Source organism: Pseudarthrobacter sp. TE9888 (assembly GCF_056279345.1).
Genome location: NZ_JBWBRD010000002.1, coordinates 3,365,827 through 3,380,396 on the forward strand (window position 1 = coordinate 3,365,827; position 14,570 = coordinate 3,380,396).

The 14,570-nt window shown below is 62.0% G+C and carries 16 protein-coding genes; 6 read left to right on the plus strand and 10 right to left on the minus strand.

The window, feature by feature from the left end:
* Window positions 1–255: 255 nt before the first annotated feature.
* Both ACZ9J7_RS16075 and ACZ9J7_RS16080 read right to left on the minus strand, forming a co-directional pair.
* Entirely contained in the window at window positions 256–489 is a 234-nt protein-coding gene (locus ACZ9J7_RS16075) for a hypothetical protein (RefSeq protein ID WP_476210785.1), read from the minus strand.
* A gap of 310 nt (window positions 490–799) precedes the next feature.
* Window positions 800–1,807 carry a DUF4192 family protein gene (locus ACZ9J7_RS16080; RefSeq protein ID WP_476210787.1) on the minus strand — a complete coding sequence of 336 codons (1,008 nt, stop codon included), beginning with the start codon at window positions 1,805–1,807 and terminating at the stop codon, window positions 800–802.
* Window positions 1,808–3,092: 1,285 nt separating this feature from the next.
* Here ACZ9J7_RS16080 and ACZ9J7_RS16085 point away from each other — a divergent pair.
* Entirely contained in the window at window positions 3,093–3,458 is a 366-nt protein-coding gene (locus ACZ9J7_RS16085) for a hypothetical protein (RefSeq protein ID WP_476210788.1), read from the plus strand.
* A 545-nt stretch (window positions 3,459–4,003) separates the two neighbouring features.
* Here the strand turns inward: ACZ9J7_RS16085 and ACZ9J7_RS16090 are convergent.
* The 3 genes from ACZ9J7_RS16090 to ACZ9J7_RS16100 all read right to left on the minus strand — a co-directional run bounded on the left by ACZ9J7_RS16090 (window position 4,004) and on the right by ACZ9J7_RS16100 (window position 5,720).
* Window positions 4,004–4,273 (minus strand): DNA gyrase subunit A, encoded by a 270-nt coding sequence (locus ACZ9J7_RS16090; protein ID WP_476210790.1) that lies wholly within the window; start codon window positions 4,271–4,273, stop codon window positions 4,004–4,006.
* 60 nt (window positions 4,274–4,333) lie between these two features.
* A complete protein-coding gene (locus ACZ9J7_RS16095; RefSeq protein WP_476211876.1) occupies window positions 4,334–4,834 on the minus strand; it encodes a DUF3995 domain-containing protein in 501 nt (166 codons plus the stop codon).
* 94 nt (window positions 4,835–4,928) lie between these two features.
* Complete coding sequence (locus ACZ9J7_RS16100; RefSeq protein WP_476210792.1) at window positions 4,929–5,720, minus strand: DUF1349 domain-containing protein; 792 nt, start codon at window positions 5,718–5,720, stop codon at window positions 4,929–4,931.
* Here ACZ9J7_RS16100 and ACZ9J7_RS16105 point away from each other — a divergent pair.
* On the plus strand, window positions 5,617–5,862 hold the full coding sequence (locus ACZ9J7_RS16105) for a type II toxin-antitoxin system death-on-curing family toxin (protein ID WP_476210793.1): 246 nt from the start codon (window positions 5,617–5,619) through the stop codon (window positions 5,860–5,862). The genes ACZ9J7_RS16100 and ACZ9J7_RS16105 overlap by 104 nt on opposite strands.
* A gap of 606 nt (window positions 5,863–6,468) precedes the next feature.
* On the opposite strand, the gene ACZ9J7_RS16110 is transcribed toward ACZ9J7_RS16105, so the two are convergent.
* Window positions 6,469–8,877: an alpha/beta fold hydrolase gene (locus tag ACZ9J7_RS16110; protein WP_476210794.1), complete on the minus strand. Its 2,409-nt coding sequence runs from the start codon at window positions 8,875–8,877 to the stop codon at window positions 6,469–6,471.
* A 133-nt stretch (window positions 8,878–9,010) separates the two neighbouring features.
* Between ACZ9J7_RS16110 and ACZ9J7_RS16115 the strand changes: the two genes are divergently transcribed.
* Both ACZ9J7_RS16115 and ACZ9J7_RS16120 read left to right on the plus strand, forming a co-directional pair.
* Window positions 9,011–9,580, plus strand: a complete 570-nt coding sequence (locus tag ACZ9J7_RS16115; RefSeq protein ID WP_476210795.1) for a TetR/AcrR family transcriptional regulator — start codon at window positions 9,011–9,013, stop codon at window positions 9,578–9,580.
* Between the two features lie 24 nt (window positions 9,581–9,604).
* Complete coding sequence (locus tag ACZ9J7_RS16120) at window positions 9,605–10,459, plus strand: 3-hydroxyacyl-CoA dehydrogenase (protein WP_476210796.1); 855 nt, start codon at window positions 9,605–9,607, stop codon at window positions 10,457–10,459.
* A 120-nt stretch (window positions 10,460–10,579) separates the two neighbouring features.
* Here the strand turns inward: ACZ9J7_RS16120 and ACZ9J7_RS16125 are convergent, their stop codons facing one another.
* A complete protein-coding gene (locus ACZ9J7_RS16125; RefSeq protein WP_476210797.1) occupies window positions 10,580–11,185 on the minus strand; it encodes a hypothetical protein in 606 nt (201 codons plus the stop codon).
* 275 nt (window positions 11,186–11,460) lie between these two features.
* Between ACZ9J7_RS16125 and ACZ9J7_RS16130 the strand changes: the two genes are divergently transcribed.
* Window positions 11,461–11,712 carry a hypothetical protein gene (locus ACZ9J7_RS16130; protein ID WP_476210798.1) on the plus strand — a complete coding sequence of 84 codons (252 nt, stop codon included), beginning with the start codon at window positions 11,461–11,463 and terminating at the stop codon, window positions 11,710–11,712.
* Window positions 11,713–11,903: 191 nt separating this feature from the next.
* Here the strand turns inward: ACZ9J7_RS16130 and ACZ9J7_RS16135 are convergent, their stop codons facing one another.
* Window positions 11,904–12,305, minus strand: coding sequence for a ribonuclease E inhibitor RraB (locus tag ACZ9J7_RS16135; protein ID WP_476210799.1), 402 nt, complete (start codon window positions 12,303–12,305; stop codon window positions 11,904–11,906).
* Between the two features lie 259 nt (window positions 12,306–12,564).
* On the opposite strand from ACZ9J7_RS16135, the gene ACZ9J7_RS16140 reads away from it, so the two are divergent.
* Window positions 12,565–12,849 carry a hypothetical protein gene (locus ACZ9J7_RS16140; protein ID WP_476210800.1) on the plus strand — a complete coding sequence of 95 codons (285 nt, stop codon included), beginning with the start codon at window positions 12,565–12,567 and terminating at the stop codon, window positions 12,847–12,849.
* Between the two features lie 45 nt (window positions 12,850–12,894).
* On the opposite strand, the gene ACZ9J7_RS16145 is transcribed toward ACZ9J7_RS16140, so the two are convergent.
* Together ACZ9J7_RS16145 and ACZ9J7_RS16150 are read right to left on the minus strand one after the other, a co-directional pair.
* Entirely contained in the window at window positions 12,895–13,191 is a 297-nt protein-coding gene (locus tag ACZ9J7_RS16145; RefSeq protein WP_476210801.1) for a hypothetical protein, read from the minus strand.
* 303 nt (window positions 13,192–13,494) lie between these two features.
* On the minus strand, window positions 13,495–14,418 hold the full coding sequence (locus ACZ9J7_RS16150; protein ID WP_476210803.1) for an AraC family transcriptional regulator: 924 nt from the start codon (window positions 14,416–14,418) through the stop codon (window positions 13,495–13,497).
* Between the last annotated feature and the right edge of the window lie 152 nt (window positions 14,419–14,570).

Genomic DNA, 14,570 nt, shown 5'->3' on the forward strand with positions numbered 1-14,570 from the left:
CTACGAGGTGGGGCCACATATAGCCGCCATGGTGGGGCCAAAAATACTTGACATGATCAAACGAGACTAGACGGCAAAACCAAGCACTCCCACGAATCCCAGGAATAAGCGAGGGTTGTTCCGTGCGGGGTGTCCCAGCTGCAAGGAAGTGGGACGGCCGGCTTTGTTCCCCATGCCCTTAGTGTCCGGGAAACCCGAAAAGGTTTCACGGCGTCGAGAAAACTTCTTGAGCGATTTTTGACGGATTTTTCTTAGTCAAGGCAACGCTGGCATTGCGAGGTACACAGTCTTGGCTCTGGTGTTGTCGGTATTCCGGATTTTCTCCTCGAAGAGGCGCAGCATGAGGTCTATTCCTTCAATTTCTCCCCTCCAGCCTTCCACGACGGCTCCGGTGGGCCGGGACAAAGCCAGCGCGAACTCGCGGATTTCCTCAGCATTGGTCGTTGTGGCCGCGCCGCCAAACGCAGAGCAGCACCTTCTTTCAGCCACTCCCTCACGGTTTTTGAAACGCCGATAGTGGAGATTCCATAAAGCTGTATTCAGCAGGCGGAGTTGCTGGCGGCACCAGGAGGTCCGAAATAGCGTGGCCGAGGGGCGCTAGATAAGGCGTATGGTCCTGCAGTCTAAGCACAAGAAGCCGGTGCTTCTCAACCGCGATTGTCCAACAGCCTGTTGGACAATCGGGTGGCCCTTTAGAGTTGACGCGTCGCGGTAAACCTCTCGCGGATCCTAGTTCAGGGCACGCTGGTCGGAGCTATTGAGTCTTTGTCCTTTCGAGGATCAGTTGAAGGGCAGTGCCTTAAAGGCGGTGTCTTTGTTCATGTTCCATCCGGCGACGAGGCCGGAGCCGATCATTTGGTCGCTGAGGCGGGCGAGGCGGTAGGCGGGGTCGGTGTCGAGGGCTAGTGGAGGAATTGGTGGGCTTTGCTGCCTCTGCCTTCCCACCAGTTGATGTAGCCGATCGCCGTAAGGACCGGTGCTGCATGTTCTGCGCTCGTGCGGGTGTAAGCGTGCAGGAGCAGTTGTTGTGCCCATTCGATGCGTGACATTTCGGGGCGGTTTGGGTTTGGGCGAAGAGAATTTGCTGCATGGGTTCGTCGACTCCTGAGATGTCTGCAAACAATCGGTCACGGATGGCCGGAAACTGCAGGTTAGCCACTAAGGCGTGGCAGTGGTCGTCGTTCGGGAAGGACTTGGAATCGAGTATGTCTGACCAGAGTTTTCGGCCTTGCTGGAGCGCGGTGTCGGTCGCTTGCGACCTAATGGTTTCCATGTAACGTTCGACGGCGGTCGCTTTGGCGGCTTCCTGACCAGTGGTTGGCAGGGTGATGCGGTCGCTGGGTTCAACAATGCTGCCGCGGTAGATGAACTCGGCGTTGATCGCGCTGGTCTGGGTGGAGCTGACGGGCAGGGCAAGGCTGGTGCCGGGTTCGCCGTCGTAGGGGGAGAAGGTTTCGTCGCCGACGAACAGTCCGTCCCGAATAGTGATGCCCTGTTCCGCGAGCACACCGGTCAGGGCCGCGATCGTGCCGGCATACGGTCGGGCCTGTCCGGGCTGATTGGTTTCGCTGGTGTAGACGGCGAAGAGGATGGATGTGGCGGTGGTGTCGCTGGTGAGGTAGTGGGCGACGGTGCGTGCGTAGGGGAGTTCCTGGCCGGGTTGGCGGGGCAGGTCGATGCGCAGGGTCGCGCCGATGCTGTTCTCGTTCAGGGTGATGCAGACCAGGCTTTCCTGGGGCCAGAAGCCCAGGGTGTGGCCGATGAAGCTGAGGACATCTGATGGTGTTGTGATCGTGAGCTTTTCCATGATCATTGTTTCCCTTCACCCTGGTGTTGCCTTGATTTTCTGCGGTTGTTGGTTTTGGGCGTCGTTCTGGTAGGGGACCACCCGCTGGGTTGAGGGGCCGGAGTGCAACTTGGGGAACCGGCGCCGGGGCGAAAACTTCGTCCGGGACCAATGCGTTGGTCTTTCAATGCAGAAGTTTTCGGTTCCGGGGTCGGCGCGGTAGCGCCCTGGTTGCGCGGAGGACCCATCCAGCGATCATGGGACATAGCAGAATGACAAGCAGTTCGTAGTTCTGCCTGTCCCTCGACGGCAAAGAGCCATGCGGCATGACCTACTCGGCGAGCCAAATCAGTCAGGACAAAGAAGAACCGCATCCCTTCCTTTCGGGATGCGGTTCTTAGGTTGAACGCTTCAACGGGGCGAAAATGGGGGGGTGTGAACATTGTCCACACTTTGCGTCTCGGACTGCCTTGTAGAGACTGCTTATTGCTTCGAATTCCGCATGTTTCCGCGGTTTCCCAGTGTTTTCAAGGCCCGGAAGATAGTTCGAGTCCCACCTCGGGCACAGTGTATTCCCTCGTCAGAGGCGATTTTGCTTTGACGTGTTAACAAAGCTTGCGGTCGCGTCATCTGACGGGTTGGGTCGCGGGCTGTGGCCTGGCCCCCGCGGGGCCTGTTCAGGTGTGTGGGGTGGCGGGTTCAAGTCCCTGGCTGGTGGGCCTTCCGCCTGCTGTGGTGCGGTTAGATGCTTCCTCGTTTCGGTTCTGTGTGGTGGGCGTGGTTGTCCAACACCTATTCATGGTCCGAGGTGGCGGGTACAACATGACGTAGCCGCCGTTGGTACGGCAATTTTCTTGAAGGGCTCCTTGCAACCGCCGCCGGAGCCGTATGCGCTCGATTTGTCCTGCCAAATTGGGTGTGGACAGTGTCCACACTTACGTCTGCTTTATGAGAGTCCCTGCTGGCTAGGAGCACGGAAGGGCATGTCGGATCAAGGGCCCCATGTGGCGCCCTGACTGCGGCGGGGAACGGCCCAGTGAAGAACAGAAGGATAAAGGCGAAGCAGGCTTGGCTGCAGGTCGCACAAAATTGTGGGGGAGCGGGCCACTACGACGCCCAGGAACGGGCTCCGCCTTCTGACACACCGAGTGCTTGGACCAAGCGGCGGGGATTGGGCTTACGGTCGTCCCGGCTCGAGAGACTCCGCGCTGCAATTTGCAGTGATCGGGACCCGACGGGGTCAACGTTGCGCTAAGACAGAAGTGGCAGGGTTCGATCCAAGAGCTTTTCCAAGACAAGGTGGGAAATGAACGACCACACCTCATTCAAGCCCTGCCTGACGTCCGGCCCCAACATGACAACCAACATGGCCACGGCAGTAGAGACTGCCGAAGATTCCGCTGCCGCCACCACGGGCAGTATCCCGACAACTGCAGAAATGAGTCCGACCCGATACGGGTTCAGGCGCACCGTAGTCGCCAATTGGCGCGAACTGATCGCTGGGGACACGGTGGTTCTCATTGCCCGAAACAAGGACCGCATCGAAGGCACCGCCGACGCCGTTACAAAAAATGGAGCATTCCTCTGGCTGCCCCCGGACGCCTTGCGGGCCAGACAGGTTTATTACCACTCAGATGGCTACATAGTCCTCGTAGATCCGCGCGCGGACTAAAACGCCCAAGCCCCACAGCCAGAGCGCAAAGGAGAGAAGACCTGATGGCCTCCAATCTCTGACCACAGTTAACGGCAAAGCAGCCCCGCTCAGACGCAACAACGTCGACACGGACCAGATCATCCCGAGAAACGTGGGTCCCGTACCGGTTTACTGCACGGTGGAGGTCCGTGGCACGACAATCGAAGTGGACGCAATCGCCTCACGACACCGCGGCCGGGAGAACGAGGCAGACGCCTTGTGGCGCTGGCTTCAAATGGCAGATCAGCGAGCTTGAGCGACCTTACCGGTAAACGGAATCGTTGGGGGGAATTTTGAAAGTGATGTTCGGATGAATTTCCCTCGATACTAGTTGCCGCCCTGGTGTTGTGACTTTCGGCGAAAATTGCGGCTTGTTCACGGCGCTATTTGTCGCACACACTGTCCGGTGAGGGATCGGCTTAAGGGCACCTCTGACCCGTTGAATTAACGACGCACTAAATAGCGCGGAGAGATGCGGATCGATGCCATGACGATCGACCTTATGCGGCTCGCGCGCGACCAGATCAACGCCCATCGGGCAACATCGACCTGAGTTCTTCTGCACGAGAAGCGCTGCGCAGGCGCTGGCGTCGGGTGAAACTTCTGGCCTGCATATCTAGGACTGCCCGGCTGTCCACCGCTCCCACGCCCAACAGTTGACCCACCCGACGAATCGCTTCGTCCACGTCCCCTGAATCCTCAATCACCTGAAAGACCTCGTCGCGCCGATCCATCGCCTGCATCAAAGCTTCGAGGATCATCAATTCTTCCCTGTGGCGCTCATCTTGATCCATATTGCGATTCTTGCATGACAGGCAGTCTGCGAAATGACTCCGTGCCGTTAGGGGATCGGCTTACGCAACTGCCGTTGAGCTCCTGCGCGAGTACCAGAGCGATAACAATAGGGCTATACCCCAAAGGAAGAACAGGGGATCCCACAACCATGCGTGGCCAATCATCGCGTTGAGGTCATACCCACCTGCAGGCCGAACCACACCTCCAAGAACTGCACCGCTGACTAACGTGTTCACGCCCCCGTAGACGACAAGGAGCAGTCCGCCGGCCCAGCTCACGGCACGCCAGAACCTCTGCCGGGGCATTCGCCCATACGCGACGGCCACGGGGATAGTCGCTGCCAGCAACTTCACTACCGCAACAACTCCGAGCCCTAGTCCTGCCTCGAGGGGGGCTTCGACGGACAGCTGGACTGCCCATTGACCAACCGTGGCTAAGAGCCACTGCCCACCCAGGGCCCAGTACAAGCTGAACCCGGCATGCACAGTACCGGCTATGCAGGCCAGCCACACCAAAGATCGGCTGCAGGACAGCTTCCTTTCAGGCGTCACCTGGATCACTGTAGCCAATGGCCGAAGATCGTTTCAGACGGGGCACCGATTGCCGATCCTTCACCGCTCCCAGTACGACTCACGGATGAATAGTGCTGCGGCTTTAGTCGTGTTCAGCGTGCAGGGTTGCATCTGCATCGGTCTCAACCCATCGGGTGAAGGTGGTCGTGAGGTTAGCCCGAGTGGGCGAGGCACAAAATGGGCCGACCTCGGCACTTGCTGTTTCATCCAGAGGAGCAACGCGGATGAGCCGGAAAGACTCATCCCCGGCGCGGGCCCTGATGGTGACGGCGTTACCAGCCCTGCTCAGCCGCACTGTGATTTCCCGATTGATCCACTCAGGAACAGGTGCCACCGACCAGTCGGAAACCCCATGCGTTACGACCGCCCCAACCTGGGGGACTCCGTCGGACACCTCCACGCCGGCCTTGATCCAAGAAAATTCCGAAACGTGAAGATAGATCCCCGCCTGGTCGAACTGCTCGGTGTAATTCAGAAGGAATGAAACCTCCACGGCCCCCTCAGCGGGCAGCGGTGCCAACAGGGCATGCGCACTGTCATGGACGAAGCCGTACGAGGTGTGCCTCCACGCGTCACTGTTCTCGGCTGCGGTTACCCGCAGAGTCCGACCATCAGCGACGACACGCACGGGCGGGTTGCGCCACCTTCCCCGGTCCCAGGAATCGTGTAATTCCTTTATCATTTGTGTCACGTCAGATCCCCTAAGTCGATCGTTCAGTCCGTAAGCCCTATTCAAGCAGTGGCACACCCAACACGACGGCGATTGCCCGTTGATCGATCCGGAACTGGCGGTGAAGGCGGCAGCCTTGTTGGAGTCGGTCGCCTGGTTCCATCCACTCATTGATGGGAACAAACGGACGGCGTGGACGCTCATGGTGCTGCTGCTGTGGATCAACGGTTACCGGCATGGCTTCACCACGGATGAAGGCTTCGACCTAGTCGTCGGAGTCGCCGCGGGCACCATCGACTTGCTGGACTCTGCCGCCGAGATTTCCAGGCATCTGGTGCCCCGGTAGTCCTCCAGTGCCCCCGAAAGGGGGTATGGACAAAGTCCACGCTTTTCGTCTCGTACTGGGCCAAACAGCCTTCGGTCTGGCCAGGATTCCGCATGTTTTCGCGGGCTCACGGTCATTTCAAGGTTTAGAAGACAGTTCGAGTCCAACCTCGGGCACAGTGTTTCCTCAGGTCAGAAGGGTTCTGCTTTAAAGTGTGTACAAAGCTTGTGGTCGCGCTCTGACGCTAGGTTCGCGGGCTGTAGCGGGGCCTCCGCGGGGGCCTATTCAGGTGTGCGGGGTGGCGGGTTCAGGACCCTGGCTGGTGGGCCTTCCGCTTCCTGTTCCTGGGTTCTTGCGTTTCCTCGTTTCGGTTCTGCCGGGTGGGCCGGTATTGGCCTACACCTATTCATGAGCCGGGGGAGCCGGGACAACATGACTGTTCCGGACCTGCTTTAGGCGCTGCCGCATGCCGGTCTGGAGGACCGCAGGAAAGGATGGCCTGCGTCTTTTGTCCTATCAAAGAGGGTGTGTACAGTGTCCACACCGATACAGACCGGGCTGGATTTGTGGGAGCGGCGCCGGCGCGGACGTGGCGGCCGAAGTCCTTACCGACGTCGGGAAGCGCCCTTAGATGCTTGCCGCCTGACGGTCTGCGGAGACCCTTGTGAGGAAGTCCTCGACTACGGCCGCGAACTCGTCAGGCCGTTCGATCTGCGGCATGTGTCCGGTCTTGGCGAAGACGTGCGACTCGGCGCGGGGCAGCGCCGCGGCGGCCGCTTCAAGGTGGCTGAACGGCAGGATGTGGTCGTGGTCGCCCCACACCACCAGCGCCGGAACGTCGGACGTGGCGAGCGCGCCGATCAGAGCGGTGCGCCACTCGGCCCGGACACCGGAGACCGTTCCCAGGTCGCGGGCGACGTCGAGCAGCGTCCGGCGGTGCGCCTCCCGCTGCGACAGGGCGAGCGCGTGGCCGATGCGGTCGTCCGTGACCAGCGATTTGTCGTAGAAGAGCGACTGGACGGTCCGGCGTGATGCTTTCTCGTGGGGCCGCAGAAGCAGGGCCGCGAGCGGGCGGACCGACAGGAGGCGAAGGACCAGTGCCACTTCCTTGCCGAATCCGGCGCTGTTGGCCAGCACGAGCGCGGAGACGCGGTCCGGATGGTCGGCGGCCAGCTTCATGGCTACGGCACCGCCGAGTGAGTTGCCCATCACGGGCAGCGGCCCGGAAACCCCGACGGCGTCCAGGAAGGCCGGCAGGATCCCGGCCAGCTTCGCGAGCGTCGTCGTGCCGGGGAGCCGTTCGGAGTACGCGAAGCCGGGAAGGTCGACGCTGTAGACCGTGTGGCGGTCCGAGAGCCGCTCGTGCTGTTCGTTCCAGTCCTCGAGGCTCTGGCCGATGCCGTGGAGCAGGAGGACCGGATCCCCGCTGCCGGTCCTCCGGTAGCGCAGGCGTGTCCCCGCGACGGTGACATGGCCCGTTCCCGGCAGCGCGAGGGCATCCCTGGCCGGGGCCGCGGGTTGCCGGACGGTTTCCCGCACCGGCTGCCCGCGCCGGCCGAACCGGACGTGGTCGGTCAGCCTGCCCGCCCGGAGCAGGGCGAAGTCGCGGAAGTAGTTCTGGTGCAGCCGCCACGGCGAACCTGCGCCCTGCCGGGGCAATTGGTCGGCGCCGCGGAAAATGTAGCCGGCCTTCAGGTCGATCAGTGAGGACAGCGTGCCCTTGGCGACGTCGGCGGGTGCCACGGGTACCACCCACTGGAGGTTCCTGCGGTCGAGCTGCTTGATCAGCCTGCAGATATAGCCGGCGACCAGGTCCGCCTTGAGGGTCCAGGACGCGTTGGTGTAGCCGATGGTGAGGGCGAAATTCGGCACACCCTCCAGCATCATGCCCTTGTAAGTGAGGGTTCTGCCGACATCCACGGGCTCGCCGTCGACGGAGAGCTTGATACCGCCGATCACCAGCAAGTTCAGTCCCGTGGCCGTGACAATGACGTCGGCAGGCAGCGATGTGCCGGAGGCCAGGTCGATCCCGTCCGGGGTGATCCGGGAGATCGTGTCGGTCACGATCCCGGCAGTGCCGGCGCTGATGGCCCGGTACAGGTCCCCGTTGGGGATCGCGCAGACCCGCTGGTCCCACGGCTGGTACGACGGGGCCAGGTGTGTGTCCACCGGGAAGCCCGCCGGCAGTTTGGCTACTGCCGACTTGCGCAGGATCGCCTTCATCGTCTCGGGCCGCCGTCGGCTGAGCTGGTAGGTGAACATGGAGAAGAGAATGTTCTTGGAGCGTACGACGTCGTACGCCAGTTGCGCGGGCAGCTTGCCCCGGAGGCGGTCGGCCAGGTGGTCCCGCGCGGGCACGGGGGCGATGTAGGTGGGGGAGCGCTGCAACATCGTTACCTTGGCCGCCGACTTTGCCATGGACGGCACCAGCGTCACGGCCGTGGCGCCGCTGCCGATAATCACCACCTGCTTTCCCGCATAGTCGAGGTCTGCCGGCCAGTGCTGCGGGTGGACGATGGTTCCGGCAAAGGTGTCGGCCCCCTCGATAGCCGGGGTGAAGCCCTCGTCATAGCGGTAGTAGCCGGAACAGACGGACAGGAACGAGCAGGTGAAGGTGACCGGCTCGCGGGAGGAGGCGGTGTCGCCGGACCGGAACTCGCCGCCGGAGGTGTGGACCGCCGTCACGGTCCACAGTGCGGTTTCGCTGGACCATGCGGCGGAAATGACCCTGGTGTTCAGTTGGATCCGCGGTGCCAGGTCCTCGTCGGCGACCGTTGCCTCGATGTACTCGCGGATGGACTCGCCGTCCGCGATCGCCTTGGCGCCGGCCCAGGGCCGGAAGGAGTAGCCGAGCGTGTACATGTCGCTGTCGGACCGGATCCCGGGGTACCGGAACAGGTCCCAGGTCCCCCCGACGGCGCTCCGTGACTCCAGTACGGTGAAGGTTTTTCCGGGTACCTCGCGCTTCAGCCGGCTGGCGAATCCCACGCCGCTCAGCCCGGCGCCGACAATCAACACATCTACGTGCACGCTCATGCCGCCAAGTTATCGACTTAATGTTGAGATAGTCAACACTGTGTTGATAACCGAGGCTAGGATTGGACGCATGGTTCAAAGAGGAAGACGCAGCGCGAGGGTTTCGGGGGATGAGCGGCAGGACGCAATTCTGGTGACCGCGGAGGCCCTCCTGGCCAGCCGTGCCTTTGACGACGTCTCCATCGAGGACCTGGCCCGGGGTGCCGGCATTTCGCGCCCCACGTTCTACTTTTACTTCCCCTCGAAAGACGCCGTGCTGCTGGCCCTGCTGGACCGGGTCATCACCGAGGTCGAGCACCGGGTGGGGCACCTGCCGCGCGATTTCGAGAGCGACCCCTCGGGCGCGTGGACCCGTTCCATCGGAATGTTCGTAGAGGTATTTGTCTCGCACCGCGCTGTGTCGACCGCCGCCATCGGTGCGCGCGCCCGCAACGACGAGGTGCGCGGGCTGTGGTCCAGATCGATGCAGTCCTGGGTCGACTTCTCAAGCGACGTCATCCGTGCCGAACAGGCCCGCGGGGCCGCGCCGGCGGGCATCGACGCGCACGACCTTGCGGTGAGCCTGAACCTGATGAACGAACGGGTCATTACTGCTGCCCTTAACCGGGAGAGCCCCGCCATCGCGGAGACTGCCGCCCTGGACGTCCTGTCAACCATCTGGATCCGCAGTATTTACGGGTCCGACAACCCCGGCGGCCGCTAAGCCCCGCGCCGAAAGGAAACCACAATGCCCTCCATCAAGACGCTCACCGTGCTCGGCACCGGTGTACTCGGCTCCCAGATCGCCTTCCAGGCGGCATTCCACGGTTTCGCGGTCACCGCCTACGACGTCGACGAGGACGCGCTTTCCAAGGCGCGGGACCGTTTCACCCGCCTCGCCGGCATCTACCGGGCACAAGTAGCCGGCGCCTCCGGGAGCAAGACCGAAGCAGCCCTGGCAAACCTCCGCCTCACCGCAGACCTCGGGGACGCCGTCGTCGACGCGGACCTCGTGATCGAAGCCGTTCCCGAACTGCTGGAACTCAAACGGGACGTCTACCGCAAGCTCGCGGAGCTGGCGCCGGCGAAGGCCATCTTCGCGACCAACTCCTCCACCCTGCTGCCCAGTGACCTGAAAGACTGCACCGGACGCCCGGACCGCTTCCTCGCGCTCCATTACGCCAACAACATTTGGGCGCAGAACATCGCCGAGGTCATGGGCACCGCGGAGACTGACCCGGCGGTGTACGCCGCCGTCGTCGAATTTGCCCGGAACAGCGGACTGGAACCGATCGAGATCAAGAAGGAGAAGGCCGGCTACGTCCTGAACTCGCTGCTGGTTCCGCTGCTGAACGCGGCCGCCGGCCTGCTGCTGCAGGGCGTCGCTGACCCGCACACCATTGACAAGACCTGGCGCATCTCCACCGGGGCCCCGAGCGGACCGTTCCAGATCTACGACGTCGTCGGCCTCACCACCGCGTACAACATCGCCTCGGCCTCGCCGGATGCCGGCTCCCAGGCATTCGCCCAGTACCTGAAGGAGCACTACATCGACCAGGGCAAGCTGGGCGTCGCCTCGGGGGAGGGCTTCTACAAGTACTGAGCCGCGGACCTTTAGTGCTGCGCGCCGAGGAGTCATCGGGCGGCCCGCTGCTGACGGTGCCAATCTTCACCCTTGGGTCCACTGGATTACTGGCCGGTGTAGATGACCTTGATCCTGGGCCTAGTCACGCCGCATCTGAATGGTGACGTCGTAGGAGTCTGATCCTTCGGCGGATTCGTCGATGCAGAGCGACTCTTCGCTCGTGCCATCGAACGCTTTCCTGACGCACCCCATGTACCGCCCCGACAGCGGGCCGGCTTTTTCGGACTTCATGCCGAACCTCCCAGCCACCTCATCAAGGCTGACCTTGTGGTCCACGGTCCATCTGGCAGTCAGCCGCAGGCAGGAGGTGTCGATGGAGAGACAGCCGGGATCGACTTGGGGGTTCTGGCGGTAGACCTCGACCCAGCCTTTCTGCGGAATCTTGTCCGCCCGGGCCATCATCGCCGCGGCTTTCTCGGCCTGGGAGCCGCCACCGCCGTTGATGCCCTGCACGAGGGCATTACAGGCCGTGAAACCCAGAGTGCACGCCAGGGCTACCACCAGTACGATTCCACCGACGATCCAGCCTGTTTTGCTTTTCTTCTTTTGCGGTGGCGACCCCTGCCACCTGGCCTGCGGGGAACCGTAATACGGATGGTGCTGATACGGAGCCGACTCCGTGTAGGTCAGCGGAGGGCGATTCGGCTGCGGGGGATACGGCGGCTGCTGCTGGTCGTGATTCATGCCGGGGCCTCACTGAGGACAAACCCAGGCCCTTTGCAGCCATCTTTGCTGCCGTGTCTTCGACATGACAGATTGCCGGTAAAAATCACGCGTCCCCCAATGTGTTGATCTCCGGGTGATTCTACGGCTGGGCCGGGGGCTTTCGCTGACAAGTGGCCGGATTATTCTCCAGGCGACGCGCGATGTCTTTCAAGCCACCGGCAGATCCTTCGCAGCTGCTGTAAGGCTTGAAGTAGCATTGCCGACAACTGGCCAGTTATGGGAGGGAGCTGTTCATGCACTACGTGGTTTTGCAGGTGATCCTCAAAGAGAAGCTGTGGGGAACCGGTTCAGGCAACCTGACCGAGTTGGAGAAAACAATCAACGCTCAGGCCGCAAGGGCTACCGGCTCCATACGATCACCACGTCCAGCAGCGGGAGCAAGGGACTTGGCGGCGGTGACCGCATCCAGGCGACCATGGTGTTCGAAAGCCTTCAGTAACGCCGGTCGCGAGCAGCGCCGCTTCCGCGAAGTGGAACAGCAGTAGGTAGGCATTAGAAGGACTGTAGGCGGCTCGGCGATGGGCCAGAACTGTTGTCTGGATCCTGCTTGCACTCGCTTCGACGGTCCTGATCGCCTACGGAATCGTACGGGCCGGGTGGCACATCTGGCTGCAGCCGTCTGGTCGCATGTCCACGGCAACCCTGTATGGGTGTCCGTCTGCGTTGGGCTGCCACCTTACTTCCGGGGACGGATGAGCCGTTCGATCCAGGAGCGGTGCAAGGCGGGAGCCTGGGGCATCGAAGTGACGATCGGGCCGCCCCACCCGTCGTAGTCGCCGCCAAACCGCTGGAAGACGGTCAGTACCTCTTTGGTGAATCCGTCTACGGTATCGCCGTCGATGGCGCTGACCTTTCGGGCTTCAAGGAGGACGTTTCCCCCATCGTCCGCGATTTGCGTCTCGTATCCCGCGTTGGCCAGTTCCTCGCTGGCGGCAACGGCTGACTTCCTGTCCGGGAATATGCCGCTGTGATCCACCGGCCGTGGTGCAGCCAGGTCATCATTCATCGTGCGGCGCTGCTCCAATTGCTGAGCTGACAGTTGCTTCTGATGGGCCAACTGCTCAGGGAGGGTCGTCATGGTGCCAACAGTATGCGTGGTGGTCTCAATTTTGCAGGCACAACGCCGTCTTCTCGTATGGTCAGCGGAGCTCTGCGGACATGGCTTTCCGCGCCAGGCGGTTCGAGATTCCTGCAGATTGGAAGCAGGTTCAGAAGACTTTCTGTCCTATGCGATTTCCGCAGCAGTACCGGGGCGGAAAAGTCGTCACCCTGAGCATTGACAAGACACACCCGGGATCGTCCGCAACCCTGTCGGTGCCCGGGAGGACCATGGAGGCATGACAGCTCCAACAGTGGACGCAGCCATCCATGAGTTGATGGATCTCGCCTGGAATCTTGTCTATGACCTGCTTGCTGAGCGCGGCTTGCTCGGTCAAGGGTTGTTCGTGGAAGAGTTCACCGGAATACACTCCTGGCTCCACGGGCCCGTGCGGTACACCGTGGTTCACTCCCTGGACGTTGCAGTGCTCTTCGTGGACACCCGGCCAGTAGATGCCATCGCGTTCCACCACGACCTGCTGGGCGCTGACAACCCGGCCAGCTTCTTCACCCTGCCCGGCTGACTGGACATTTTCCATGGCCTACAAAGCAGAGAGCCCGGAAGGCTTTTAGCCTGTGGCGTTGGGAGTGAAGTAGTTGTGCACGTCGAGGAAGGTCATCTTTGGTGGTGCGGCGAATCCCAATTCCATGCTCAGTGGTCCCATAGTGTCCCGGGCAAAGGCATCGAACTGCTCCCGGCTTTCCCAGACATCCGTGACCTGGAAGCCGTTGTCGGTCGCCGTTGCCCAGTGGGAAATGGATCCCGTGGGACCAGGGCCTCCGGGTGTCAGTCCCATCTTCTTGTTGATCGCGTCATACTGTTCGAGGGTTGATTCGTCGAACTCCATGATGATTGCTACCGCCATGACCTGCTCCCGAGTCCATTTGTTGTTCGGAGTCCCGCGAGCAAAAGATTAGGCCCGTCCTGCCGGCCCGGTCGAGGGGATATGACCCCTGCGTTGCCCTCTTTTTTTCGGCCAACAGGGGCCGGGTCTCTGCCTCGTGTGCGGAGTTGGAGAAGCGTGTAGGGCACGGCAGCGTGTGCGCCCCCATGGATCAGTTAGCAAGGATGCGTTCCACGGACCTGCCAGTACAGGCGGGAGGGAGATGGCGACCAAGCCGGCGGCACTCCCGGCGGCGGGCAGGTCCTGGGGAGCGGGCCCCGACGCTCACTTTTGCGTGCGTTGGCGGTAGTGCCGAGGGGTTTCTCCGGTGTCGTTGAGGAAGTGTCGGTTGAAATTGGAGAGGTTGGTAAAACCGACTTCATAGCAAATGTCTGACACCGCTTTATCGCTGCGCTCGAGCAGGCGCCGGGCATGTGCCAGGCGCAGTTTGCGGACGAGGTCACTGAAGTTCTGGCCGGTGGCGCGCTTAAAGTACTTGGAAAAGGTGGGCTCCGGCATCCCCACCAAGGCAGCAGCCTCGGACATCCGGACGCTGCCGGAGTGGTTGCTGAACACGTACTCCAGGACAAGGTCGACGACGGCGGCGGCCTGGCTGTCCAGCTGCGGCCTGAACCATTGTTCCGCAAGGTACCGGCGGTCACCTTCCGGCGCCGCGCCAAGGAGGGCGAACAATTCAAACAGGTGCTGGAGGCGCTCCAGGCCGGTGGTCCGGCCCATGGCCTCAATGGCCTCCGCCGCCGCCACTGCGGTTTGTCCCAGGAATTCGATGCCACGCGCTGACTGTTCGAGCAACGGACGGACCTCAGCCAACTCGGGGACCAAGGCCGACGCCTGCTCCACCCACTTCCCGTCGAACTGGATGACAGCGTCCCGGTTCTCCAGCACTTCGCCCGGCTCCAGGTCGCTGACCCAGTCGTGCGGCAGGCCAGAACCCACGATCGACACGTGGCCGGCCTCAAAGGTGCCAATGTGGTCGCCGACGATGAATTTTCCGGCGCCCTTGCGGATGAGGTGGATCTCGTATTCAGGATGGTAGTTCCACCGCGCCAGTGGGCTTGGGTAGCTGTGCTGGTGCCACCGAACCGAGTGGTTGGGATCCGGGGGAATCACCTCCCGGTTGGCCCGCATGCCCACAAGCCTTTCGGCCAGCCGGGCAGCCGCCTCCTCGGCATTATCCACTGTGGCCATGGCAGTCTCCGCGCGTCCGGTGGTTATGAATTCTGGACGGCATCCCCTCCGCCCTAATCAGGGTACCGGCTGCTGAGGCTTATCGAATCGGAAAATAAGTATCAGAAACGGGCAACGGTGACGCTAGTTGTGGCACATCCCGCACACCTACT